Here is a 21,330-nt window from a genome sequence, read left to right as displayed (position 1 = left end):
TCCTCTCCAGGGTTCAGGCGGCCGAGGGCATGACGGGCTGCCGGGCGCCGAGGCGCTCCAGCGTCGCCTGCGCCAGCTCGGCGGTGAGGTCGTTCCAGAGGGCCAGGAACACGTCGGCGCGGATCTCGGCGTCGATCACCGCGGCCCCGCTCGCCGGGTCGAGGGGGAGGCCCGAGAGCGTCAGCACCCGCCGGTTCAGGACCGTGACGGTGTAGTCGGAGGCGCGACCGGCCCCGGCGAGGCGCAGGGCGAAGCGCCCGCCGAGCCCGTCGAGATGACGCGCGTCGTAGAACCGGGGCACCGCGACGTGCATCAGGGTGCGGAAGAAGGCGAAGCCCCCGGCCGCGCTCGCCGGCCGGCGCCAGTCCGGCTCCTTGAGCAGGGCCGGCGACAGCCGCAGGCCCGCCATGAAGGCCGCGAACGCCGCCGGGTTCGAGACGTGGCGGCGGCCGCCCGCGAGGATCTCGTCGAGGGAGATGCGCGCGGTGCTGTTGCGCAGGTCGAGCATCAGCATGAGGGCAGCAGCGGGATCACGTTGATGGCGCAGAAGGAGACGGGATCCCCGAGCGGCGCGTCGACGCCGCAGATCCCGCCGGCGTTGACCGCGCAGAGCCCGGTATCGACGGCGCAGACATCGGCGCCGCCCTTAACGGCGCAGGCGTCGGCGTCCGCCGCGCAGGCCTCGACGGTGGCGTTCGCCGCGCAGGCTCCGGCATCCGCGACGCAGGCGTCGGCCGAGGCGTTGGCCCCGCAGGCATTGGCATCGGCCGCGCAGGCTTCCGCCACGGCGTTGGCGGCGCAGGCATTGGCGTCGGCGCCGCAGGCCTCGGCATTGGCGTCCGCCCCGCAGGCGTTGGCGTCCGCCGCGCAGGCCTCGACGCTCGCATCCGCGCCGCAGGCCGCGCCGTCGGCGCCGCAGACCTCGACGGTGGCGTCGGCTCCGCAGGCGTTGGCGTCCGCCGCGCAGGCGTCGACCCCGAGATCGGCGCCGCAGGCCCCGGCATCGGCGGCGCAGACGTCGACCGTCGCATCCGCCCCGCAGGCGCCCGCATCCGCTGCGCAGGCGTCGAGCCCGGTATCGGCGCCGCAGGCGTTGGCGTCGGCGGCGCAGGCCTCGACCGTGGCGTCGGCGGCGCAGGCGTTGGCATCCGCCGCGCAGGCATCGGCGCCCACGTTCGCGCCGCAGGCATCGGCGTCCGTGCCGCAGACCTGGACCCCGGCATCGGCCCCGCAGGCGCCGACCGCGCCGCCGGCCGCGCCCGCGCCCGCCTTGGCGCCGCAAGCGAGGTTGCCGTCGACGCCGCAGACGGTCGGGCCGCTGTAGCGCGAGCCGCAGACGCTGCCGTCGACGCCGCAGGCCTTGCCCTCGGTCGCCTTGGTGCCGCAGGCGCCGAAATTGGTGGCGCAGGCGACGCCGCCGCTGGCATTGGCCCCGCAGGCGCTCTCCTTGGCGCCGCAGGCGGTGCCCGCCCCGAGATTGGCCCCGCAGGCGCCGGCATCGGCCGCGCAGACCGAGCCGAGGCCGCCGTCGGCGGCGCAGGCGCTCGCCTTGCCGCCGCAGGCGGTGCCCTCGCTGGCCTTGGCCGCGCAGGGACCCGAGACGTTGCCGCCGCAGGCCCGGCCGACGCTCACGTTCGCGGCGCAGGGCGCGGAGGCGTTGCCGCCGCAGGCGGTGCCGACCCCGACATCGACGCCGCAGGGCACGTTGGTGTTGGCGGCGCAGGCCGAGCCGAGACTGCCGTCGATCCCGCAGGGCGGCCCGGAGGCCTCGCCCGAGGGCGGCGCGCCCGTGGGGGGCGTCGGTCCCGGCGGCGTCTCGGGCGCCGGTCCCGGCGCGGCCGGCGGAACGTCCGGCGACGCGAGCGGAGGGGCGGAGGGCGGCGCCGGCCGGCCCGGCGTGTCCGAGCCCCGGGGCGGCTCCTGCGGAGGGGCCGGGGGCGGGGCGGGGGGAACGGCGGCCGGTGGGGCCGGGGGCGCCTGGCGCGGGGCGCCCATCGGCACGTTGACGGTCTCGCCCGGATGGATGAGGTCCGGATCGCGGAACTGCGGGTTGGCCTTCAGCACCTCGGGAAAGGGCCGGTCGTACTGGCGGGAGATGCTCCAGAGCGAGTCTCCCTCCTGCACCGTGTGGCGCACGACGTTGTCGTTGGCCGGATCGGCCCCGGCCGCGGGGCTGGCGCCGGCGGAGGAGGTGGAGGACACCGCGGCGGCCGAGACCGGCCCGGCACCGCCCGCGCTCTGCTGCTTGACAGGCTCCGGGGGCGGAGCGGCCCGCTCCAGGCTCGCCGGCCAGTGGGTGCCGGCCTCCTCTTCGGGGGCGGGCTCGGCGGCGCGGGCGGCCTGCGGCTTGTCGATGACCTTCGGCATGCGGGCCCCCCGGCCTCTCGCGTTCCGGCGAACGCTTCCGAGGATCAGGGCTAACGGCTCGACCTGACGCCGACCTGACGAATCAAGCAGATCTCCGACGATGTCTCGAACACCGCAGACGATCCCCGGTCGAGACACGTCGATCTTCTTGCCGGCAACGGGTCTCTTCGCGCGGTCGACGGCGAAAAAATCGGGCCTGCGGTCGATCCGCTCCTCGCGCGCGGGGATCAACTCAACGACGCCCTCCGGCCCCGCGGGCATGCGCGGGAATGCGATCGGGGCCGCGCCCCGTCAGGTTGCCGAAAGCTGGTCTTCCTAACCCTGTCTCCGCAGGCAGGTCGGGGGCGCCGTTCGAGGCGCCGGCCGGCCGGCTCGGATCAGCGGTCCCGGACGCGGCGGCAGGCCCGGCGCGCGAGGGACCTTAAGGCCCATCCATCCTGAGCGGAGCTCAACCATGACCCTCGGTGTCTCGAACCTGCCCGGCGCCAACGGCGCGCTCGGCGCCTCCCACCTCTCCGAGAACGGCGCCACGGCGGCGCGCAACTTCCTCGACGCCCTGCTCGGCCAGGAGCGCGCGCCGCGCTCCGGCGGCCAGGCCTTCCTCGCCGACGTCAAGGAGACCCGGAACCCCGACGAGAAGCGCGCCCTCATCGACGGCTTCGCCGAGGGCTTCGCCGCAGCCTCCCAGGGTGCCGCCTCCGAGGGCGCCTCGTCGGAGGACACCTCCCCGGCGCGGAACGCCGGACGCGGCGAGCGCTCGGGCTCGGCGGGCGGCGCCCGCGAGGCCGCGGCCACCGGCGGCGCCGAGGGCGACGCGCCTGCGAGCCCGCAGGATCTGATGAGCGGCTTCCAGGAGATCGCCGACCGGGTCGCCGATTCCGCCCTGCCCAAGGGCGCCAAGAACGCCCTGCTCGACGGCATCGCGGAGCTGATGTCGAAGCTCAAGGCCGAGGCGCCCGCGGGCGGGTCGGCCGGCGGCTCCAAGGGCAGCTGCGCCAACGGCGCGCCGGGCGGCTCGGGCTCGGCCGGCGGCTCCGCGCCCACGGCCCAGAACGCGCCGCGTCCGGACGAGAGCTCGGCTCAGGCGACCGGCAACAGCGGCGTCTGGAGCCACGAGGTCAAGGACGGCGAGGCGACGATCCAGCTCGGCGACAAGTACACCGTCAAGGCGAACGAGAAGGACGCCAGCTGGACGGTGACCAACAACGAGACCGGCAAGACCACCAAGGTCTGGGGCGACCCCCATGTCGACAAGGATGGTGACGGCAAGACCGACTTCGACTTCAAGAAGGACACCACCTTCCAGCTCGACGACGGCACCAAGATCACCGTCGGAACCGTGCCCGGCGGCGAGAACGGCACCACCTTCTCCTCGAAGCTGACCATCACCAACGGCGACAACGCCATCCAGGTCACCGGCCTCGGCGACACGCATGACGGCGCGAACAACCTCGAGGTGAAGCAGTCGAACGCCGGCCGGACGCTCGACGACCTCGAGCATGACGGCGCCCTCACGATCTACGAGGACGGCGGCGCCTGGCAGACCCGCGACGGCAAGCCGGTCGACCAGAGCGTCGTCGACGCGGCCGAGGCGGCGGCCTGACGTCGTCGGCCGCGCCGAGGAGCACGGCCCGACCCCCAAGGAAGGGAGGGCGGCGGATCATCGGATCCGCCGCCCTTCACCATTCTGGCATAATGTTTAGCGAGCTAACTTTAGCAGAGAATCAGTCAAGCACGATTGGACAGGCCATACAAGGCTTGTTTGTGACTGATTAATGCGATCAAACCTGATGACCGCAGGCTATCCGCGATAGACGGACAGCCTATAGAACCCGCGAAGCGGGGATCCAGACGGAAGCGTTCTCTCCTGCGCTGACGGGCAGACCCTCGACTTGCCGGAATCACGACCCGGACTTCATAGGCGTGAGGACGAAGATCGATGCGGATACTGATGGTCGAGGACAACCGGGACTGCGCCCGCGCGATCGGCGGCGTGCTGCGCGACGAGGGCTTCGTCGTCGATCACGCTCCCTGCCTCGCCGATGCCGGCGATTCGGTCTCGGTCGCGCCCTACGACGCGATCCTCGTCGACCGCATGCTGCCCGACGGCGACGGCCTCGACTGGGTGCGCGCCCAGCGCCGGGCCGGCAACGCCGCGCCGATCCTGATCGTCACCGCCGAGCACGATGCCGTCGACCAGCGGGTCGAGGGGCTGAACGCGGGCGCCGACGACTACATGCTCAAGCCGATGCCGCTGGACGAGCTCGTGGCGCGGGTCCGGGCCGTGCTGCGCCGCCCGGTGGCGGCCCTCGACCCGGTGCTCAAGGCCGGCAACGTCACCTTCGATCCGGCGAGCCGCGAGGCGCGGGTCGACGGCAAGCTCCTGCGGATGCCGCGGCGGGAGACCTGCATCCTCGAGATGCTGATCCGCCGCTCCGGCAAGACGGTCGCCAAGGGCGTCCTCGAGGAGGGGCTCTACAGCTTCGAGGACGAGGTCTCCTCGAACGCCATCGAGGTCGGCATCTACCGGCTGCGCGGACACCTGATGGGCTCGGGGGCGACGCCGAAGGTGCGGACCGTCCGCGGCACCGGCTACGTGCTGGAGACCGAGGAGGACCAGCCGATCGACCTGCCCGAGGTGCCGCAGGCCGCGATCATGGCCGCCCGCGTCGCCGTGGCGCTGGCGAGCGAGGAGGGGATTGCGGCTCCGACGCTCCCGGCGATCGCCGCGAGCCTCGCCGCCGATCCGCAGCCTCCGGAGACGCAGATCGCCGTGGTCGCGGCGGCGATCGCCGTCAGCCTCAGCCAGGGCGGCGAGCGCGAAGGCAGCGCCTGAGGGGCACCACCGACAGGTCGAGGACCGCCGTGGGGACGGTCCTTTCCGGGTGACGGAACCGGGTCGTTCGCGCGGCCGGCGTGGCGACCTCCCCGGCTATTTCGGCCGCAGCTCCTCGCGCATCGTCTGGTAGTTGAGGGGCGTCACCTTCCAGCGCGCCGCGTCGTCGTACTCGAAGAAGAAGCTCACCTTCGCGCTCGAGCGCCAGATCTGCACGAGGGCCGCCTTCCAGGGCCGGGGGTCGCGCTCGCGCGCGGCGTGGTGCAGCTCGACGAAGCGCTGCGCCACCGTCGAGGCACGCGGCGTCACCGCCTCCGTCTTGCCGTCCTCGAGATAGGCGTAGCCGTGGAGCTGCACGGTGGTCTCGTCGCGCATCGTCGCCACGAGGGCGAGGCTCGTCCAGGGCAGCTCCAGGAAGGCCTCGTCGTGGACGATGAGCCGGCCGATCTCGTGATGCAGCGCCTCGATGGTGCCTTGCTCGCTCAAGCCCGTCTCCCTCCGTTCCAGCCGCCGCGGCCGCTACTCCAGGCCGAGGGCCTCGCGCATCCGGGCGGCAACGTCGATCTTGGCGTTCGGGTTGCCCCCCGCCTCGATCAGGCCGTCCTTGTAGCCGTCGAACTCCTGGCCGGCCTCGTTCTCGAACCGGGCCACGTCGGTCCTGTAGATCACTTCGCCGGTCTTGGGGTCGGTGACCTCGTACTGGACGGTGACGTGGCTCGGGCGCTTGCCGCCCCAGGTCCGGGTCTCGGGCGTGTCGCCGTCGCCGATCGTGAAGCGGGTGTGGACATGCGCGCCCTGCTCGACCCACTGGCGGACCTCGCCGTCGATCTCGTTGAAGACGCGCTGGTTGAAATCCTCGTTCTGCGGGAACTGGTTGATCAGACCCTGCTCGTGGAGGAACTGGAAGCCGGCGATGTGGCCGCCATTGTCGCGCTCCTCGCGGGTGTCGCGCCCGCGGCCGCCGGAGCGGCCGACCTCGGCGGTCATCCGGTTCTCCTCGGAGGAGCGCTTCTTGCTCGGCGGAATCTCGGTCAGGTAGAGGTCGACCTGGGTCGGGTTGTGCTCGGCGTTGACGGTGTAGGTCACGCGGTTGCCGCCGACCTCCCGCGTGGTCTCGCCGACCGGGAGCTTGGCGCGCTCCGCCTCGATGTCGTAGCCGCCGCTCCGCTTCGGGGCCGGGCCGGCACCGTCCTCCACGCGCTTGCGCTTGCTGTTGCGGGCGTCGATCGTCGCCGCGTCGGGATCGCGGGCGAAGGAGGAGACCTCGCCGGAGAGCGCGTCGAGATGGGCGCGGTCGACCCCGTTGGCGTGCTCGATCTCGGCGCGCCGCTCGGGCGTCAGACCGGGGGCATCGAGCTCACGCAGGCGCGTGTCGAGGCGCTCGCGGACCTTGGCGATGTCCTGGCGCGCCGCCCAGCCGACGCTGCCGGGCGGCGGATCGTTCCGCCCCGAGAACAGGCGGGCGACCTGCCCCTCCAGGGTGAGGCTGCGCTGGATGCCCTCCGCGGTGCGGGCGTGGAGATCGATGTCGGCCGGCGTCGCCTCAGGCCCGTGGCGGATGCCGCGGACGACGCCGGACGCCGGGTCGAAGTCGATCTTGACGGCGTCACCCGCGAGCGCCGGATCGGCCGAGACCGGGGGCCGGTTCGCCGCCAGGATGTTGTCGCGGACCGTGATCGGGTTGAACATGTCGCCGGGGTTGCGAGTGCCGGACGCCCGCATGCCGACGCCGGCCCCGACGCCCCAGAAGCCCATCTGGAGGATCGAGGTGGCCCGCTCCTCCCCGCTCATCCGGTCCCAGTTGCGGGCGGTGCTCACCCCCTGGTCGGCGACCGCCGCGGTGTCGAGGGCGAAGGAGCCCGCCTGGACGTAGCCGTGAAGCGAGGCCTCAAGCGGCGCCACGGCGCGGCCCGCCTGGCCGAGCTGGGCGAGGCGCGCGGCGCTGCCGAAGGCGCCGACCGAGGCGACGCTCGCCCCGAGGTTCAGCCAGAGGCCGCGGGCGTCCGCGTCGGTGATCGGATTCAGCGACTGGCCGTGCTGCCCGCGATCCACGAGCTCGCTGCCGCTGCGATAGGCGCCCCAGGCGCCCGCGCCCACCGCGACGGCGGCGGCTCCCGCCACGACCGGCGTCGCGAGACCGCCGGTGCCGACGATGAGCACGCCGCCGGCGACGATGCCGCCGACGAGGGCCACCTTGTCCACGACCGAGGTGAGATGCTCGCCGAACGTGTCGACGGTCTTCGGCGTGTTCTCCTGGCCGAGCGCCACGCGCCCGTCCGGCCCGGCCGCGAGGTGCCCGTTCTCCGGATAGACCTGCGTGCCCGGCGGCAGCACGTTGTTGGTGCGCCAGTCCTCGAAGCTGTCGTAGCGCCGGCCGGTGTTGTCGACGAAGCGCTCGGCTCCCGACGGATCGGAGACCCGGAACAGAGGCAGCTGCACCGGCCCGGTCTTGCCGTCGGAATAGGTGACGGGCAGGACCGTCACGTTCGCCGGGCCGTCGCCGGCCACCGCGCGGATCTGGTCGGCGACGGCCTTGACCGGCTCGGCCGAGTCGCCCGTGGCGAAGTAGCTGAACTGCCCCCGCGCCGCCGCCGCCTCGGCCTGCGCCGGGTCGGTGCCCGGCGGCAGAGCGGGGGGCAGCCCCATCGCCGTGCCGACGGTGTTGTCGAGGTCGCTCCCCGACAGCGCGACGGGGGCGTCGCCCCGGTTGTCGAGATACTGCCGGGCGCTCGCCTGGGCGCTCGGCGCGATCACCGCCGGATTCGTCCAGGGATCGTCGGTGCGCTTGAGGACGTCGCCGGTGATCGACGGGTCGGCGCGCACCGTCGCCAGCGCGTTGACGCGGGTCTCCAGCGACGGTCCGTCCTCGCCCCCGGCCCCGAGCAGGCGCCGGCCCTGGTCGGTGGCGAGGATGCCGGAGAGCCGCTCCGCGTCGCGACCGGCCGCCGCCGGGTCGTCCGGATTCCATTCCCGCGCGAGCGCCCCGGCCATGGCCCTCTGGAGATCGGGCTCGGCGTAGCGGCTCGCGTCGGTGCGGGCGAAGGCGTTCTGCACGAAGGCCGCCCGGGCATCGGGCGCGGCGGTGGCCGACGCGTCGAGGGTCCGGGCGAGGTCGCTGCCGCCGGGCGCGTAGAGGCCGATCCCGTCGGCGGCGAGGGCGTTGGCGAAGCCGCCGGCCGCCTCGGGTCCGAGGGCCGTCACGGTGGCCGCGAGACGCCCCTTCGCGGCCGGGTCGTCGGCGGGGCCCGCCGCCGCGACCGCCTGGCGGGCGTAGCTGCCCGCGCGCAGGCGCTCGCCCCAGTTCTCGTCGGGCTTGGCGGGGTCGAAGGGGGTGTCGCGGTCGATCGCCGCCGCCCGCGAGGCCAGGCGCTCGCCGAGGAGGGCGCGGCTCTCGGGCGCGTCGCTCAGAGCCTCCACGAGCCGGGCGGGGCCCGAGGCGCCATCGCCCTTGCCCGCCTCCCAGCGCTCGATCATCCGGTCGGCGAGGACGCGCTGCTCGCCGGCGCTCATCGGGCCGAGCTCGGAGCGGCCGGTCAGCGCGTCGCGGGTCTTCTCGCTCGAATCCGTGCCGCCGAAGCCGAGGAAGCCGCCACTGTGGTCGGACCGGTTCGCCGCCCAGTCGGCGATCTGCCGCGCCCGCTCCGGCGCCACCGGCTCCGGGGCGGGGGAGGCCGGAGCCTCGGGCGCGGCGGCCTGAGGCGCGTTCTCGTTGGCGGGCCGGGCCTGGGGCGCCGCGGCGGCCGCGGTCTCGACCGGACCGGCCTTGGCCGGATCCGCCTTGGCCTGCTCAGCCGTGGTCTGCTCGGCCGGCGGGCCGGGGAAGCGCTGCGCCTCGGGCGCCGGCTTCTGGGGCTGCGGCGGCGGAGCGGGGGGCTTCTGCGGGGCGACGGAGGCGGTGGAGGCCATCGCGTGTCTCCTCGTCGGTTCGGGGCCTCGCCCCGTGCGGCGTCAGGAAAGGCGGAGTTCAGCCGGCGGCGAGCGCGGCGTCGCGGACGGTCTCGCGGGGTGGCGAGACGGGGGTGCGCGCCGGGGATGCGGCCTTGGCCTGGCCCCGCTGCAGGCTGATCGAGCCGACCGGCTGCACCGTGAACTCGTCGGCGAGATCCTGGTAGGACAGCACCGGGATGTCGACGCCGTTGCGGGCGAGGAAGCCACGCACGAAGCGGCGGATGTCCATGGACGCGAGCAGCACCGGCCGCCCGGCCTCGCCCGCCGCCCCGCGGGGGCCGGCATTCTCCTGGATACGCCGCATCTGCGAGAGCAGCGCCTCGGAGGGGCGCTCGTCGAGGACGAGGTAGGGGCCGACGGCGGTGTCGCGCACCGCCGCGCGGACGGCCTCCTCCGCCTCCCGCTCCAGCACGTAGGCGGCCACGACCTTGTGGGCGTTGGCATGCCGGTGGCAGATCTGGCGCTTGAGGCCCGAGCGCACGTACTCGGTGAGCAGCATCGGGTTCTGCTCGCGCTCGCCCCATTCGGCCAGCGCCTCGAGCAGGATGCGCGTGTTGCGCATCGGGATGCCCTCCTCGAGCAGGCGGCGCAGCACCTCGGCGATCCGCGGCACGGGGACCGAGCGCAGCACCTCCTTGACGAGGTCGGCGTAGCCCGTCTCCATCCGCGCCAGCAGGGCGCGGGTCTCCTGGATGCCGACGAAGCGGCCGGTGTAGCGCATCAGCACGGCCCGCAGGCGCGCGGCGACCAGCTCGCCCGCGTCGAGATGGCCGATGCCGGCCTCGCGGAGCGCCGGGCGGTGCTCGGCCTCGATCCAGACCGGCGCGCCGGCGCCGTCCTCGGTCGTGTAGGGGATGCCGGCGAGCTCGAGGTTCGCCACGTCGTCGTCGAGGACGAGCAGCGTGGGGCGGATATGGCCGGCATCGACCGGCACGCCCTCGACGTCGAGGCGGAACTCGCCCTCGCCGAGCTGCGGGTCGACCCCGGTGCCGACCTCGGGGATGAGCACGCCGAGATCCGTCGAGACGCCGGAGCGGATGCGGGCGATGCCCTTGGCGAGCGCGCCCGCGTCGAGCCGCTCCAGCAGGCCGGGCGCGAGCACGAGCATGACCGGCACCGCCTCGGCGGGAAGGGCCGGCTTGCGGGCGCGGGCGGATTCCTGCTCCTCGGCCGTGGCCTCGCCGGCCACTTCCGCAGCCGGCTCCGGCTTGCGCCGGAAGCTCGCCGCCGCGAAGGCCGCGGCCAGCACCAGGAAGATCGGGGCGGGAAAGCCCGGGATCGCGGCCATGCCGAGCAGCACGGCGGCGGCGAGGCGGAGCGCCCGGGGGTCTGAGACGAGCTGCTCGGCGATGTCGCGGCCGAGGCCGATGTCGCGCCCGCCGGTGACGCGGGTGACGATGGTGCCGGCGGTCAGCGAGAGCAGCAGCGCCGGGATCTGCGAGATCAGCGCATCGCCGATCGAGAGCAGGGTGTACTCGTGGAGCGCCTGCCCGATCGGCATCCCCCGCACGAGGGTGCCGATGGCCAGCCCGCCGATCATGTTGACGGCGATGACGACGAGCCCGGCGATGGCGTCGCCCTTTACGAACTTCATGGCGCCGTCCATGGCGCCGTAGAGCTGGCTCTCCCGCTCCAGGGTGTTCCGGCGGGCCTTGGCCTGGGCCTGGTCGATGTCGCCGTTCCGCAGCTCGGCGTCGATCGCCATCTGCTTGCCGGGCAGCGCGTCGAGGGTGAAGCGGGCGCCGACCTCGGCGACCCGCTCGGCGCCCTTGGCGATGACGATGAACTGCACGAGCGTGATGATGAGGAACACCACGAGGCCGACGATCAGGTTCCCCGAGATCACGAACTCGCCGAAGGTGCGGATGATGTCGCCGGCATCGCCCTCGGCGAGGATCAGGCGGGCGGTGGTGATGGTCAGCGCCAGCCGGAACACCGTCGAGATCAGGATGATCCCCGGCAGGGTCGAGAAGGAGAGCGGGCTCACCACGTAGAGCGCCACCATCAGCAGCAGCACCGCGAAGCCGAGGTTGAAGGCGATCAGCGCGTCGACGAGGACGTGCGGCATCGGCAGCACCATCATCGCCACGGCGAGCACGACGACGAGGGCCACCGCGATGTCGGGGCTCGCGGGCAGGCGGCGCAGGAAGGTCCGGGCGGTGCCGAGGGCGTCGGTCATCGGCGGGTCTCCTCGGCGGGCGCGGTCTGGCGGGTCTCGACGAAGCGGCGGAACACGGCGCGGCCCTCGTCGAGCCGGCCGGCGAGGCGCAGGGCCTGGCTGCGCAGCAGCAGCATCGGCGGGGCCTGCGCCGGCTCGATCCGCTCCAGACGGTCGAGCGCCGCGAGCGCCTGGGCGCCGCTGCCGGCCTCGACCAGGGCGTAGGCGAGAAGGCGGAGCACGCCGGCATCATCGGGAGCCTCGCGAAGGACGAGGCCGAGCAGCGTCACGGCCTGGGCGGAATCGCCGACGCCGAGGGCGACGTAGGCGAGCGCGCAGAGAAGGTCGCGCTGCTCGCGGGCGATCAGCGGCCGGTGGCGGCCGGCGAGCGCGGGCATCGCGACGGTCGCGAGGGCCGGCACGGGCAGGGCGACCGCCGCGTCTCCGGAAAGATCGTCCGCCGGATCGAGCGGGGGATCGGATTTCGGGTCGAGCATGGCCGTCATCCCTCGATCAGCGCGTTTCGGCTGGCGCGCAGCATCGCGAGGCGGCGCAGCTCGCGGTGGACCACGAGGGCGCCCTCGCGCACGATGCCGTCGTCGCTCTCGGCGGCGAGCCCCTCGGCGAGGCCCTCCAACAGCGCCCGGTGGCGGTCGCCGCGCAGCACCTCCGGGTGGTGCAGGCGGGGCATCACGAAGCGGAACAGGGAGCGCGACAGGCTCGCGCCCTCGAAGACCTCCGCCTCGCCGGCGCCGGCCTCCGCGATGGCCCGGCGGGCCTCGCTGAGGCGCACCCGCGTCACCGCATCGACGCCGCCGGCGGCGAGCATGGCGTCGATCGCCGCGTCGAGCTCGACACCCTCCTCGCCCGGCCCCTGGCCAACGGCCTCGCTGCCGCGGCCGCCGCGCTCGCCGAGGGGTGCCGCCCCGTCGAGCCGGGCCCGCGGATCGAGACCGTCGGCGCGCGGATCGCGGCCGAGCCCGTCTGCCCCGGCCGGGGGCGGAGCGGCGGGCGGGGTGGTCCCGGTGGAGACGGGCGAGCGGCGCAGGCGGGCCATGATGCGTCCTTCCAGTCGGCGCGCGGGTCAGCGGGCCGGTCGGTTTCGGGAGGCGGCGGGGTTCAGAAGCGCATGGCGACGAGGCGGCCCTCGCGCTCCAGCATCACCCGGTCGGCCTCGATGCCCCGGATCGCCCAGCCGCCGTCGACGACGGCGCCGACGAGGTAGCGCTGCCCGCGCACCACGATGTAGGGCTGCGGCCCCCGCCACACGCCCTCGATGCCGAGGGAGGCGGGCAGCTTCTCGGCCTTGACGGCGACGCTGTTGACGAGGGTGACCTCGCCGACGAAGCGTTCGTCGAACTCCTTCTGGAGCGCCTCCCACCGCCGGGCCTGGGCCGGCTCGACGGTCCCGCTGGCGCTGACGGCGCCGCCGCTGGAGGAGAGGTGGACGTTGAGGAGCCCGGCGCCCTCGACGGCCGCCCGAAGCGAGGCGGTGGCGGTCTCCAGGCTGCGCTGGGACGGCGCCGGAGCCGTTCGGCCGATATCCTTGGCCTCCTTGGGGGCGCCCTTGACCGGACCCTCGTTCGGACCCGGAACCGCCTCCCTCGCCGGTGACGGCGCGGAGAGCGTGGCGGGCGTCGCGGCCTCGGGCACCGCCGAGACGGCCCCGCGGGCGCCCTCCGCGAGGGAGGCCGCGTCGGCGATGGGCTTGGCGACGGTGAGGAAGAGGGTGGCGGCCAGGAACCCGGCCGCGGCGATGCCGGGCATCGCCGGCCGCTGCAGGAACCGGCGCCAGGCGGGCAGCGCGGCCTGCGGCGCGGGCGCCTCCTCGGCGGCCCCGGACCCGCGCCAGGCGGTCTCGACCGGCCCGATCCGGACCACGGCCGGCAGCCGCACGGTGCGGGCGGCGCCCGGCGGCACGAGCCCGGCGCCCTCGACGGCGACGCCCTCGGCCAGGCCCTCGACGCGGATGGTGTCGCCCTCAAGGACGATCGCGGCGTGGGTGGTGGCGAGACCCGGCTCCAGGAGCACGAGGTCGCAATCCTCGCCGCTGCCGAACAGGTGCCGGCCCTCGGCGACCGCGTGGGTCAGCCCGAGATAGAGCCCCGAGCGGATCTCGAAGGCATAGGCCTCGTCGACGCGCGGGGCGCCGGCATGAAAATCGGTCTCGATGGTGTCGTTCGCGCTCGCCACGGCTTCACCCCTCATGGTGGGCGCCCCGCACGCGAGCGGCGCGGGGCGCATTTGGCTGGAAGCGCGGGGCCGGACGGGCCGGCCCCGGTGCGCAGCCTTACTGCTGCGGCTTCTCCTTGGCGGCGTTCTGGTCCGTGCCGAGCTTCGCGGAGACCATGCGAAGCTCCATCTGCTTCTGCTGCTGCTCCTCGCTCACCTGCTTGAGCTGGGAGAGGTTGTTGGCGAAGCTGTCGCCCCCCGCGCCGCCGGCACCGCCCGCGCCGCCGCCACCGCCGCCCACCAGGCCGCCGATCGCGTTGGTGATGCCTCCGAGAATTCCACCGGCCATCATCGTCTCCTGTCTGATCTGGATTGGTCTGCGTTCACGGGGCCGGGCCGCGGGGCCCGGATCCCTGAATCCCGCCCGGTCAGGCGAAATCCTCTTCGGTGTCGGCCATCGCCTGGTTCATCTCGTCCATGGCGTCGCCGGCGACCTGCGTGGCGAACTGGCCGAGCGCCTGCTCGAAGGCCTTGGCCTCTCCGCCGCCGCTGCCGCCGTCGAGGGCGCTTCCGATCGCCCCGCCGGCCAGGCTGCCGAGGGGGCCGCCCAGAAGGCCGCCCGCGATGTTCCCGATCGTTCCGAGCATCGGCTGCTCCCTTGTGGCCGGTCCGGCGCGCCCCGCGTCGCGGGAGACGCCGGGCACGGCCTCTCGCTTCCTCGAAAGGCCGCGGACGCGCGAACGCGCCCCGGCCGCTCGTCGGCGCCGCGTCGGAGGGGTGTTTTCCCGCCGCCGCGGAGCGCCACGGCCGGGACGCTAGGAAGGCGAGCTTTCGGGAACCTGACGGTGATGCGGTTGAGCCGGCTCACCGAATCCGGTCGCCGGATCGCCTCCCGGCGGCGCGGAGACGCCCGCGCGCGTGCCTAGTGTCAGGCAGGGCGCGCGAAGACGGCCCGGCGCCGTGCCGGGACGGGCGCGCCTTCCGGAAGAGTTGCCTGCGCAGGCCCGCGATCAGCGGGAGAGAAGCGGCAGGCCGGCGGGCTGCGGGATCGCCGGAACCGGAGCCGGGAGGACGGGGCCGGGGAGGGCGGTGCCGGCGGGAAGCGGCGCGCGGACCTGATTCGCGGCCGGCTGCGGACCCGACTGGGTCGGCGCCTCGGCCTCGGTGAGTCGCTCGGGGCGCCCGTCGCGCAGGACCGTGGTCTGGCCGCCGCGGAACACGGTGAGCACCGTCTCCTTCTGCGCCTGGGGGGCCTTGCGGGCGGCGGGGCCGGTCTTCGGCCTTGCCTGCTCCTCGGCGACGAGGCCGGCCAGCGTCTGCTCGACGAGCGCCACGTAGCGGGGCGGCCCGGAGACCATCACCACCGCCTTGCCCGGCGAAGGGCGCAGGGGGAAGCGCGCGTCGCTGATCTGGAGCGCGTCGAGGGCGCCCGTGAGGTCCTCGTAGCCGATGGGGCTCAGCACGAGGAGCTGGGTGCGGCTTTCCTTGGCGGAGGTGACGAACAGAACGCTGCCGTCGAAGTACCATTCGAGATTGTAGCTCGTCGCCAGACGGTCGAGGAACGCCTGCGCCGTCCCCTCCGGCATGCGGCCCTGGATGCGGCCCTTCACCTCCGGGCTGATGTTGACCTTGATCCCGACGTTCGAGCCGAACTCCTGGAGGGCGGCCGAGAGGTCCTGGTCGATGACCGTGTAGCTGTAGGGCTTGTCAGAGAGCTTCAGCACCGCCGCCCCGGCGGGAAGGGGCGCGGCCACCGCGAGCGCGAGGAGCGCGGCCAAGGGCGCGGCGAGCAAGGGCGCAGCGAGGACGAGGCCGCGCGGCCGGTGGGAGCTTCCGACCGACGATCCGCCAGCGATTCGATTCATGACCCTGCGCCGCCTCACGATTCCGGCCCTCGTCTACGACAGGTCGACGACACCGGGCTGACAGTCCGCGCCAATCTCGAGCCTGGCCGCGGTTTGGCAAGCCGGCGCCTCGCCCGGCCCGCGAGAATCCGTCTCCCGTCCCCGCGCTTCGCGGGTTCGGACGGGACTCGTCAGCTAGCCGTCAGGTCAGGCCCGTAGCCTCCGGCCATCGATTTTCTCGAAGGGGGCTCCGGGACATGGCAGTCGAGACGGTCGCCGCCGGGGCGGCATCCCTCGGGGCGGGAGCAGCGGGCGGCGTCGGCGGCCCGGGACCCGTCGCGGCGCCGGGCCAGGCCGGCGGCTTCGACGGCGCGCTGGCCGGCCAGCAGGCTCAGGCGCCCGCTCAGGCCGTGCGCGAGGCGGGCCTTCCGCCGCAGGCGACGCCCCGTTCGGCGCCGGTCTCCGAGGTTCCCGCCGGTCCGCACCAGATGGGCCGCTCCATGGGCGACAGCGTGCTCGACGGCGTCGGGCGCCTCCAGCAGGGCGACGCCGCCTGGCGCCGGCCCGGCGCGGGATCGCCGCCGGCCGTCGAGGGCCCGACCCTCAAGGTCGCCATGCGCCCGCCCGGCCCCGCCGCGGCGCCCCTGCGGGCGGAGGCCGCGCCCGCAGGCCCCGAGATCGCCGGCCAGCCGACGACCCAGCCCGGCCAGAGTCGCAACCCCGGCTTCGACGCGATGCTCCAGCAGCTCGAGCAGGTGAGCGGGCAGGTGATCCAGGTCTCCGTGGTCTCGAAGACCACCGGCAGCTTCACCGGCTCCCTAAACAAGCTCCTCTCCTCGGGCTGACGCGATGCGCCCCGCCTCCCTTCCCGATCCGGAGACCGTCATGGACGCCTCGAACCCCAGCCCGTCCCGGCCCGCGAAGCGCGGCCGCGCCCGGCGGATCGCGGCGCTGGCCCTCGTCGCCCTCGTGCTCGGCGGCTGCAAGACCGACCTCTACACCAAGCTCTCCGAGCGCGAGGCCAACGAGATGGTGGCCCTCCTCCTCGACAAGGGCATCGAGGCGAGCCGGGCGAGCAGCAAGGACGGGTCGAGCACCGTGCAGGTCGACCAGGGCCGCTTCGCCCAGGCCGTCGAGGTGCTCAAGGCAGGCGGCTACCCGCGCCAGAGCTTCACCAACATGGGCGAGGTCTTCAAGGGCGGCGGCCTCATCGCCTCGCCCACGGAGGAGCGGGCCCGCTACGTCTACGCGCTGAGCGAGGAGCTCTCGAAGACGATCTCCGGCATCGACGGCGTGCTCTCGGCCCGCATCCACGTGGTGCTGCCGAAGAACGACCTCCTCAAGCAGGACGCGACGCCCTCCTCGGCCTCCGTCTTCATCCGCCACGACAAGGACGCGCCCCTGAAGGCCCTGCTGCCGCAGATCAAGATGCTCGTCGCCAACAGCATCGAGGGCCTGAACTACGAGAAGGTCTCGGTGGTGTTCGTGCCGGTCGACCGCAGCCAGGTGCTCGCCACCGGCTCGCTCGCCGCGGCCCCCGCGAAGGCGGGCGGGCTCGACGGCGGCACCGTGGCGATGGGGGCCGGGGCCGCCGGGCTTGGCCTCGCGGGGGCGGCTTGGTGGTGGCTGCGCCGCCGCCGCGCGAGCGGGGACACCGGCGCACCGCTCGGCGCGCTCGAGAGCCTAGACCCCTCCCTGCCGCCGCCGCAGGAGCGTCCGCCCGTCGCGCTGAAGCGCGTCGCCTGACGGAGGGCCGATGCCAGCGTCTGCCGATCTCGCCGTCCATCCAGACCGCCTGCGGGCGGCCCTCGACCCGCGCCTGTCCGAGGCGACGCTCGCGCGCCTGACCGCCTGCGAGCGCACCCGCACGCGCATCGCAACGCGCCTCGGGATCGAGGACGAGGGGGAGGGCGCCGGGGTGCCGGACTGGCTCCTCGCCCACCCGGAGGAGGCGGTGCTGCGGGCCGGCGCCGTGCTGCACGGCTCCGCCCTGCGCGGCGTCGTCGCCGGGCCGGAGGTCGCGGCCCTGGTGCATGCGATCGGCCGCGGCGCGCTGGCGCTGGGCCTGCGCCACGCGACGCTGGCGCCGCCGCTGCCCTCGGAGGCGGACCTTCCGGAAGCGATCCGCCGGGACGGCCATGCCTGCCTCGGCGTCTGGCTGGCGACCCAGCCCGGCGCGATCCGGCATCGGACATGGCTCGTCCTGCCCCCCGGCACGGCGGCCGAGGCGGCCCCCGTCGATCCGGCGATCGCCGCGCATGCGGAGACGATCATGGCGCTCGTCGCCGCCGACCTCGCCGCCGAAGCGGACACGCACGAGACCGGCGGGGAGGCCGAGCGCGATGCCTGAGGCGCACACCCCGCCCGCGCCGCCGCGCCTGCGGCCCCTCGGGCCGATCGTTCGCGCCGCCGATCTCGGCATCTGGGGCGAAGCCGGCGCCGCGCTCTCCGCCGCCCGCCGCCACGCCGACGAGACCCGCGCCTGGGCAGAGGACCTCGTGGATCGCGAGCGGGAGCGGGGCTTCGCCGAGGGCCGCGCCGCCGGCGCCGAGGCCACCGCGCGGCTCCTCGCCGAGACCTCGGCCCGGGCCGCGGCCCATCTCGCCAGGCTGGAGCGGGAGCTGCCCGCCCTCGTCGGCGGCCTCGTCGCCGACATCCTCGGACAGTTCGAGCCGGGCGACGCGCTCGCCCGCTCCGTCGCCCACGCGGTCGGGCGGCTCGCCCCCGACGCCGGAGCGAGCCTGCGGGTCGCTCCCGGCGACCTCGAGAGCGTCCGCGCGGCGCTCGGCGAGGCGAGCCCGGTGCAGGTCGAGGCCGACCCGGCGATGCGCCCCGGCGAGTGCTGCCTGCGCAGCCCCGTCGGCAGCGTCGAGCTCGGGATCGAGGCGCAGCTGCGGGCGCTCCGCACCGGCCTCGCCGCGGCGGCGGAAGGGGCCGGCTCGTGAGCGAGGCGGCCCTGTCGAACCTGCTCTCCGAGGCCCTGCCGCGGCTGCGCGAGGCCGCCCGCGCCGTCGACACCCGGCCCGTGCGCGGGCGGGTGACGCGGGCGGTCGGCACCCTGATCCACGCCGTGGTGCCGGGGGTGCGCGTCGGCGAGCTCTGCCGGATCGAGGACGAACGCGGCAGCTTCTGCCTGGAGGCGGAGGTGGTGGGCCTCGCCGAGGACACCGCGCTCCTCACCCCGATCGGGGCGATCGAGAACCTCTCCGCCCGCGCCGAGGTGGTGCCGACCGGGCGCATGGTCGAGGTGCCGGTGGGCGAGGGGCTGCTCGGGCGCATCCTCGACGGCCGCGGCCGGCCCCTCGACGGCGGTCCGACCCTCGACGCGTCCCCGACCCGCTCGCTCCGGGGGCAGGCGCCCAACCCCCTGGAGCGCCAGCTCGTCGCCCGGCCGATGCCGCTCGGCGTGCGGGTCATCGACGGCCTCCTCACCGTGGGCGAGGGCCAGCGCCTCGGCATCTACGGCGAGCCCGGCGGCGGCAAGTCCTCGCTGCTCGCCCAGATCGTCAAGGGCACGCAGGCCGATGTCTGCGTGATCGCGCTGATCGGCGAGCGCGGCCGCGAGGTGCGCGAGTTCGTGGAGCGCCATCTCGGGCCCGAGGGCATGGCCCGTTCGGTCCTCGTGGTGGCGACCTCCGACCGCTCCGCGGTGGAGCGGGTGCAGGCGGCCTATGCCGCCACCGCCATCGCCGAGCATTTCCGCGACGCCGGCCGGCGCGTGGTGCTGATGATGGATTCGGTGACCCGCTTCGCCCGGGCGCTCCGCGAGATCGGGCTCGCCGCCGGCGAGCCGCCGACCCGGCGGGGCTTCCCGCCCTCCGTCTTCGCGAGCCTGCCCGGCCTGATGGAGCGGGCCGGCCCCGGCGCGACGGGCTCGATCACCGCCTTCTACACCGTTCTCGTCGAGGGCGACGGCGGCGGCGACCCGATCGCCGAGGAGACCCGCGGCATCCTCGACGGGCACATCGTGCTCTCGCCGGCGCTCGCTTCCGCCAACCACTACCCGGCGGTCGACGTGCTCGCGAGCCGCTCGCGGGTGATGGGCGCGGTGGCCTCGGGTGAGCACCTCTCGGCGGCAGCCCGCTGGCGCCAGCTCCTCGCCCGCTACGGCGAGGTCGAGTTCCTGCTTCAGGTCGGCGAGTACAAGGCGGGCGCCGACCCGCTCGCCGACACCGCCATCGCCCGGATCGAGGATTTGCGCGGCTTCCTGCGCCAGCCCGAGGCCGAGACCACGACATTCGAGGAGACGGTCGCATGGATGCAGCGGCTCGCCGCGTGAGGGAGGCCGACCTCGCCCGCCTCCAGGCGCTTCGCGCCCGCAGGGAGGCTGAGGCCGCCCGCGCGCTGGCGGCCCGGGCGCAGGCGCGTGCCGCCGCCGAGGCCGCCGAGCGGCGGGCGGGCGCGGAGGCCGAGGCCCGCGCCGAGGAGCGCCTTCGCGGCGAGCGCGCGATCTACGACGGGCTCTCGGGCGGCGGCGCCGTCGGCCTCGCCGCTCTGGTGGCCGTCCAGGACCGGCTCGAAACCCTCGGCGCGCGGGTCGCCGACGCGCAGGCCGCGCTCCGCGAGCGGGCGGCCGAGACCGGCCGGGCGGCCGAGGCCGTCGAGGCGGCCCGGGGCGTCCACGCCCTGCGGGCGCGCGAGGGCCGCCAGTGGGACCGGGCCTCGCAGCGCATCCTCGCCGCCCGCCGCCGTCTGGCGGAGCGCGCCGAGGAGCTGGAGACCGAGGACGAGACGCTGATGCGCGGCGCCCGCGCGCAGGGGGACCGGGCATGAGCGTCACGCCCCTGCCGCGCCCCGACGCCGCGATCCGCCGCCACCGCCCCCGGGCGCGCTTGAGCGGGCCTGCCGCCGATCTCGTCAACCGCCTCGGCCGGCCGCGGCTGCCCTTCGAGGCGGCAGTCGAGGGCCTGTCCCTGCGCCTGTCCGTCCGGGACGTGACCCTCGACGAGGCGCCCGACGGGGGCGGGACCGTCGCGGTGCTGTTCGACGTCGCGCCCGGCGGGCACCTCGCCCTGCACCTGCCGGCCTCGGTCGCGGACCGTCTCGCCGCCGCGATCCAGCCGGACCTCGACGTCCTGCCGCCGGAGCCCGCCGGGGCGCTCCTCCTCGAACTGGCGCTGGCGCCGCTCCTCGACCGGGCGGAGGCGCTCACCGGCCATCGCTGGACGGTGGAGGCGGTCGGCGCGCCGGCCGCGCTCCCCGTCGCCTTCCAGCCCGAGACCCTGCGGCTCGGCGTCATGACCCTCGTCCTCGACGGGTCGCTCGCGGACGCGCCGTTCACAGCCCGGCTCGTGCTCGGGCCCCCGCCCGTGGTGCCCGGCCTGTCGCCGCGCCTCGCCGCCGTCCTCGGCCTCGTCGAGGCCCTGCCGCCGCGGCTCGCCGAGATCGCGACGCTGGGCAAGGGTCTCGGGGAGGGGATCACGGCGCGCCTCGGTTTCGAGGCGGGGACCGTGCGCCTCAGCCTCGCCCAGCTCGCCGGGCTGCGGCCGGGGGATGCACTCCTGCCCGATCTATGGCACCCCGCCCGCGGCGAGGTCCGGATCGCCCTCGGCGGGACGCACGAGGCGCGGGCGACGACGGACCGTCACACGAGCACGCTAAAGGCACCGTTCCGGCCGCTCCCGCCCGCGGCCGCGGGCGGCCACGGGGACTTCGGAATGGCGCAGGAGACGGCCGCCGGCAGGGCGGCGAAGACGGCGGCGGACGACCCGGCGGACGACCCGGCGAACGGACCTCGGGAGGCGGACCTCGATTCGCTCGGCGTGAGCCTGAGCTTCGAGCTCGGCCGCCGCAGCCTCCCCTTGAGCGAGATCCGGGCGCTCGGCGCCGGCCACGTCTTCGACCTCGGCCTCGACCCCGACCAGCCCGTCGACCTCGTCGCCAACGGCACCCGGATCGGACGCGGCGAGATCGTGGAGATCGGCGAGCGGGTCGGGGTGCGCGTCACCCGCCTGTTCGGGCAGGACGGGTCCGACCGAGCCTCCGGGCAGGACTAGGCGCGCAGG

20 protein-coding genes are annotated in these 21,330 nt (G+C 75.0%); 9 read left to right on the top strand and 11 right to left on the bottom strand.

The genetic code is table 11. The annotated features are described in order from the left end of the window. Nucleotides 1-13: 13 nt before the first annotated feature. Both MFF04_RS10645 and MFF04_RS21935 read right to left on the bottom strand, forming a co-directional pair. The gene (locus tag MFF04_RS10645; protein WP_238275691.1) at nt 14-514 is read right to left on the bottom strand and encodes a hypothetical protein; all 501 of its coding nucleotides are present in this window, start codon (nt 512-514) and stop codon (nt 14-16) included. Then, the gene (locus MFF04_RS21935; RefSeq protein ID WP_283206364.1) at nt 508-2,367 is read right to left on the bottom strand and encodes a LysM peptidoglycan-binding domain-containing protein; all 1,860 of its coding nucleotides are present in this window, start codon (nt 2,365-2,367) and stop codon (nt 508-510) included. Before MFF04_RS21935 ends, MFF04_RS10645 begins: the two co-directional genes overlap by 7 nt. A gap of 454 nt (nt 2,368-2,821) precedes the next feature. On the opposite strand from MFF04_RS21935, the gene MFF04_RS10635 reads away from it, so the two are divergent. Both MFF04_RS10635 and MFF04_RS10630 read left to right on the top strand, forming a co-directional pair. Beyond that, nucleotides 2,822-3,970 (top strand): DUF1521 domain-containing protein, encoded by a 1,149-nt coding sequence (locus tag MFF04_RS10635; protein WP_238275690.1) that lies wholly within the window; start codon nt 2,822-2,824, stop codon nt 3,968-3,970. Between the two features lie 336 nt (nt 3,971-4,306). After that, nucleotides 4,307-5,203, top strand: a complete 897-nt coding sequence (locus MFF04_RS10630) for a response regulator (protein ID WP_238275689.1) — start codon at nt 4,307-4,309, stop codon at nt 5,201-5,203. Nucleotides 5,204-5,299: 96 nt separating this feature from the next. Here the strand turns inward: MFF04_RS10630 and MFF04_RS10625 are convergent, their stop codons facing one another. The 9 genes from MFF04_RS10625 to MFF04_RS10585 all read right to left on the bottom strand — a co-directional run bounded on the left by MFF04_RS10625 (nt 5,300) and on the right by MFF04_RS10585 (nt 15,346). Continuing rightward, entirely contained in the window at nt 5,300-5,689 is a 390-nt protein-coding gene (locus MFF04_RS10625; protein WP_238275688.1) for a hypothetical protein, read from the bottom strand. 33 nt (nt 5,690-5,722) lie between these two features. Continuing rightward, nucleotides 5,723-9,109, bottom strand: coding sequence for a DUF4781 domain-containing protein (locus tag MFF04_RS10620; RefSeq protein ID WP_238275687.1), 3,387 nt, complete (start codon nt 9,107-9,109; stop codon nt 5,723-5,725). 58 nt (nt 9,110-9,167) lie between these two features. Beyond that, nucleotides 9,168-11,330 carry a type III secretion system export apparatus subunit SctV gene (gene sctV / locus MFF04_RS10615; protein ID WP_238275686.1) on the bottom strand — a complete coding sequence of 721 codons (2,163 nt, stop codon included), beginning with the start codon at nt 11,328-11,330 and terminating at the stop codon, nt 9,168-9,170. Then, nucleotides 11,327-11,815: a type III secretion apparatus assembly chaperone SctY gene (sctY, locus tag MFF04_RS10610; RefSeq protein WP_238275685.1), complete on the bottom strand. Its 489-nt coding sequence runs from the start codon at nt 11,813-11,815 to the stop codon at nt 11,327-11,329. The genes sctV and sctY overlap by 4 nt, the downstream gene beginning before the upstream one ends. Then, nucleotides 11,812-12,366 carry a hypothetical protein gene (locus tag MFF04_RS10605; RefSeq protein WP_238275683.1) on the bottom strand — a complete coding sequence of 185 codons (555 nt, stop codon included), beginning with the start codon at nt 12,364-12,366 and terminating at the stop codon, nt 11,812-11,814. The genes sctY and MFF04_RS10605 overlap by 4 nt, the downstream gene beginning before the upstream one ends. 62 nt (nt 12,367-12,428) lie before the next feature. Then, complete coding sequence (locus MFF04_RS10600; RefSeq protein WP_238275681.1) at nt 12,429-13,517, bottom strand: SctD/MshK family protein; 1,089 nt, start codon at nt 13,515-13,517, stop codon at nt 12,429-12,431. Nucleotides 13,518-13,599: 82 nt separating this feature from the next. Next, a complete protein-coding gene (locus tag MFF04_RS10595; protein WP_238275679.1) occupies nt 13,600-13,833 on the bottom strand; it encodes a hypothetical protein in 234 nt (77 codons plus the stop codon). 76 nt (nt 13,834-13,909) lie between these two features. Then, complete coding sequence (locus MFF04_RS10590) at nt 13,910-14,128, bottom strand: hypothetical protein (protein ID WP_238275678.1); 219 nt, start codon at nt 14,126-14,128, stop codon at nt 13,910-13,912. Between the two features lie 363 nt (nt 14,129-14,491). Continuing rightward, the gene (locus tag MFF04_RS10585) at nt 14,492-15,346 is read right to left on the bottom strand and encodes a hypothetical protein (protein WP_238275677.1); all 855 of its coding nucleotides are present in this window, start codon (nt 15,344-15,346) and stop codon (nt 14,492-14,494) included. A 236-nt stretch (nt 15,347-15,582) separates the two neighbouring features. Here MFF04_RS10585 and MFF04_RS10580 point away from each other — a divergent pair, with 236 nt between their 5' ends. Genes MFF04_RS10580 through sctQ form a run of 7 tightly spaced genes read left to right on the top strand, consistent with a single transcriptional unit; the run spans nt 15,583 to nt 21,321 of the window. Further along, on the top strand, nt 15,583-16,170 hold the full coding sequence (locus tag MFF04_RS10580) for a nodulation protein NolB (RefSeq protein WP_238275675.1): 588 nt from the start codon (nt 15,583-15,585) through the stop codon (nt 16,168-16,170). A gap of 40 nt (nt 16,171-16,210) precedes the next feature. Next, nucleotides 16,211-17,071 (top strand): type III secretion system inner membrane ring lipoprotein SctJ, encoded by an 861-nt coding sequence (gene sctJ / locus MFF04_RS10575; protein WP_283206363.1) that lies wholly within the window; start codon nt 16,211-16,213, stop codon nt 17,069-17,071. Between the two features lie 10 nt (nt 17,072-17,081). Beyond that, on the top strand, nt 17,082-17,675 hold the full coding sequence (locus tag MFF04_RS10570; RefSeq protein WP_238275673.1) for a nodulation protein NolU: 594 nt from the start codon (nt 17,082-17,084) through the stop codon (nt 17,673-17,675). Beyond that, nucleotides 17,668-18,270 (top strand): type III secretion system stator protein SctL, encoded by a 603-nt coding sequence (sctL, locus tag MFF04_RS10565; RefSeq protein WP_238275671.1) that lies wholly within the window; start codon nt 17,668-17,670, stop codon nt 18,268-18,270. The genes MFF04_RS10570 and sctL overlap by 8 nt, the downstream gene beginning before the upstream one ends. Next, on the top strand, nt 18,267-19,604 hold the full coding sequence (sctN, locus tag MFF04_RS10560; protein ID WP_283206362.1) for a type III secretion system ATPase SctN: 1,338 nt from the start codon (nt 18,267-18,269) through the stop codon (nt 19,602-19,604). Before sctL ends, sctN begins: the two co-directional genes overlap by 4 nt. Beyond that, nucleotides 19,580-20,098: a hypothetical protein gene (locus MFF04_RS10555; protein WP_238275669.1), complete on the top strand. Its 519-nt coding sequence runs from the start codon at nt 19,580-19,582 to the stop codon at nt 20,096-20,098. The genes sctN and MFF04_RS10555 overlap by 25 nt, the downstream gene beginning before the upstream one ends. Continuing rightward, the gene (gene sctQ, locus MFF04_RS10550) at nt 20,095-21,321 is read left to right on the top strand and encodes a type III secretion system cytoplasmic ring protein SctQ (protein ID WP_238275667.1); all 1,227 of its coding nucleotides are present in this window, start codon (nt 20,095-20,097) and stop codon (nt 21,319-21,321) included. Before MFF04_RS10555 ends, sctQ begins: the two co-directional genes overlap by 4 nt. The last annotated feature ends 9 nt before the right edge of the window (nt 21,322-21,330 follow it).

The organism is Methylobacterium jeotgali, assembly GCF_022179345.1.
Lineage (GTDB): Bacteria > Pseudomonadota > Alphaproteobacteria > Rhizobiales > Beijerinckiaceae > Methylobacterium > Methylobacterium jeotgali.
The sequence above is the reverse complement of the archived record's forward strand: the minus strand, read 5'-3'. Positions and strand labels throughout refer to the sequence as shown.

What these genes read in the sequence shown, in the direction of transcription:
- MFF04_RS10600 (WP_238275681.1), bottom strand. Translation starts at nt 13,517, where the DNA reads ATGAGGGGTGAAGCCGTGGCGAGCGCGAACGACACCATCGAGACCGAT.
- MFF04_RS10590 (WP_238275678.1), bottom strand. Translation starts at nt 14,128, where the DNA reads ATGCTCGGAACGATCGGGAACATCGCGGGCGGCCTTCTGGGCGGCCCC.
- MFF04_RS10645 (WP_238275691.1), bottom strand. Translation starts at nt 514, where the DNA reads ATGCTGATGCTCGACCTGCGCAACAGCACCGCGCGCATCTCCCTCGAC.
- sctJ (WP_283206363.1), top strand. Translation starts at nt 16,211, where the DNA reads ATGGACGCCTCGAACCCCAGCCCGTCCCGGCCCGCGAAGCGCGGCCGC.
- MFF04_RS10580 (WP_238275675.1), top strand. Translation starts at nt 15,583, where the DNA reads ATGGCAGTCGAGACGGTCGCCGCCGGGGCGGCATCCCTCGGGGCGGGA.
- MFF04_RS10595 (WP_238275679.1), bottom strand. Translation starts at nt 13,833, where the DNA reads ATGATGGCCGGTGGAATTCTCGGAGGCATCACCAACGCGATCGGCGGC.
- sctV (WP_238275686.1), bottom strand. Translation starts at nt 11,330, where the DNA reads ATGACCGACGCCCTCGGCACCGCCCGGACCTTCCTGCGCCGCCTGCCC.
- MFF04_RS10555 (WP_238275669.1), top strand. Translation starts at nt 19,580, where the DNA reads ATGGATGCAGCGGCTCGCCGCGTGAGGGAGGCCGACCTCGCCCGCCTC.
- MFF04_RS10570 (WP_238275673.1), top strand. Translation starts at nt 17,082, where the DNA reads ATGCCAGCGTCTGCCGATCTCGCCGTCCATCCAGACCGCCTGCGGGCG.
- MFF04_RS10635 (WP_238275690.1), top strand. Translation starts at nt 2,822, where the DNA reads ATGACCCTCGGTGTCTCGAACCTGCCCGGCGCCAACGGCGCGCTCGGC.
- MFF04_RS10620 (WP_238275687.1), bottom strand. Translation starts at nt 9,109, where the DNA reads ATGGCCTCCACCGCCTCCGTCGCCCCGCAGAAGCCCCCCGCTCCGCCG.
- MFF04_RS21935 (WP_283206364.1), bottom strand. Translation starts at nt 2,367, where the DNA reads ATGCCGAAGGTCATCGACAAGCCGCAGGCCGCCCGCGCCGCCGAGCCC.
- MFF04_RS10630 (WP_238275689.1), top strand. Translation starts at nt 4,307, where the DNA reads ATGCGGATACTGATGGTCGAGGACAACCGGGACTGCGCCCGCGCGATC.
- sctY (WP_238275685.1), bottom strand. Translation starts at nt 11,815, where the DNA reads ATGACGGCCATGCTCGACCCGAAATCCGATCCCCCGCTCGATCCGGCG.
- sctQ (WP_238275667.1), top strand. Translation starts at nt 20,095, where the DNA reads ATGAGCGTCACGCCCCTGCCGCGCCCCGACGCCGCGATCCGCCGCCAC.
- MFF04_RS10605 (WP_238275683.1), bottom strand. Translation starts at nt 12,366, where the DNA reads ATGGCCCGCCTGCGCCGCTCGCCCGTCTCCACCGGGACCACCCCGCCC.
- MFF04_RS10585 (WP_238275677.1), bottom strand. Translation starts at nt 15,346, where the DNA reads ATGAATCGAATCGCTGGCGGATCGTCGGTCGGAAGCTCCCACCGGCCG.
- sctL (WP_238275671.1), top strand. Translation starts at nt 17,668, where the DNA reads ATGCCTGAGGCGCACACCCCGCCCGCGCCGCCGCGCCTGCGGCCCCTC.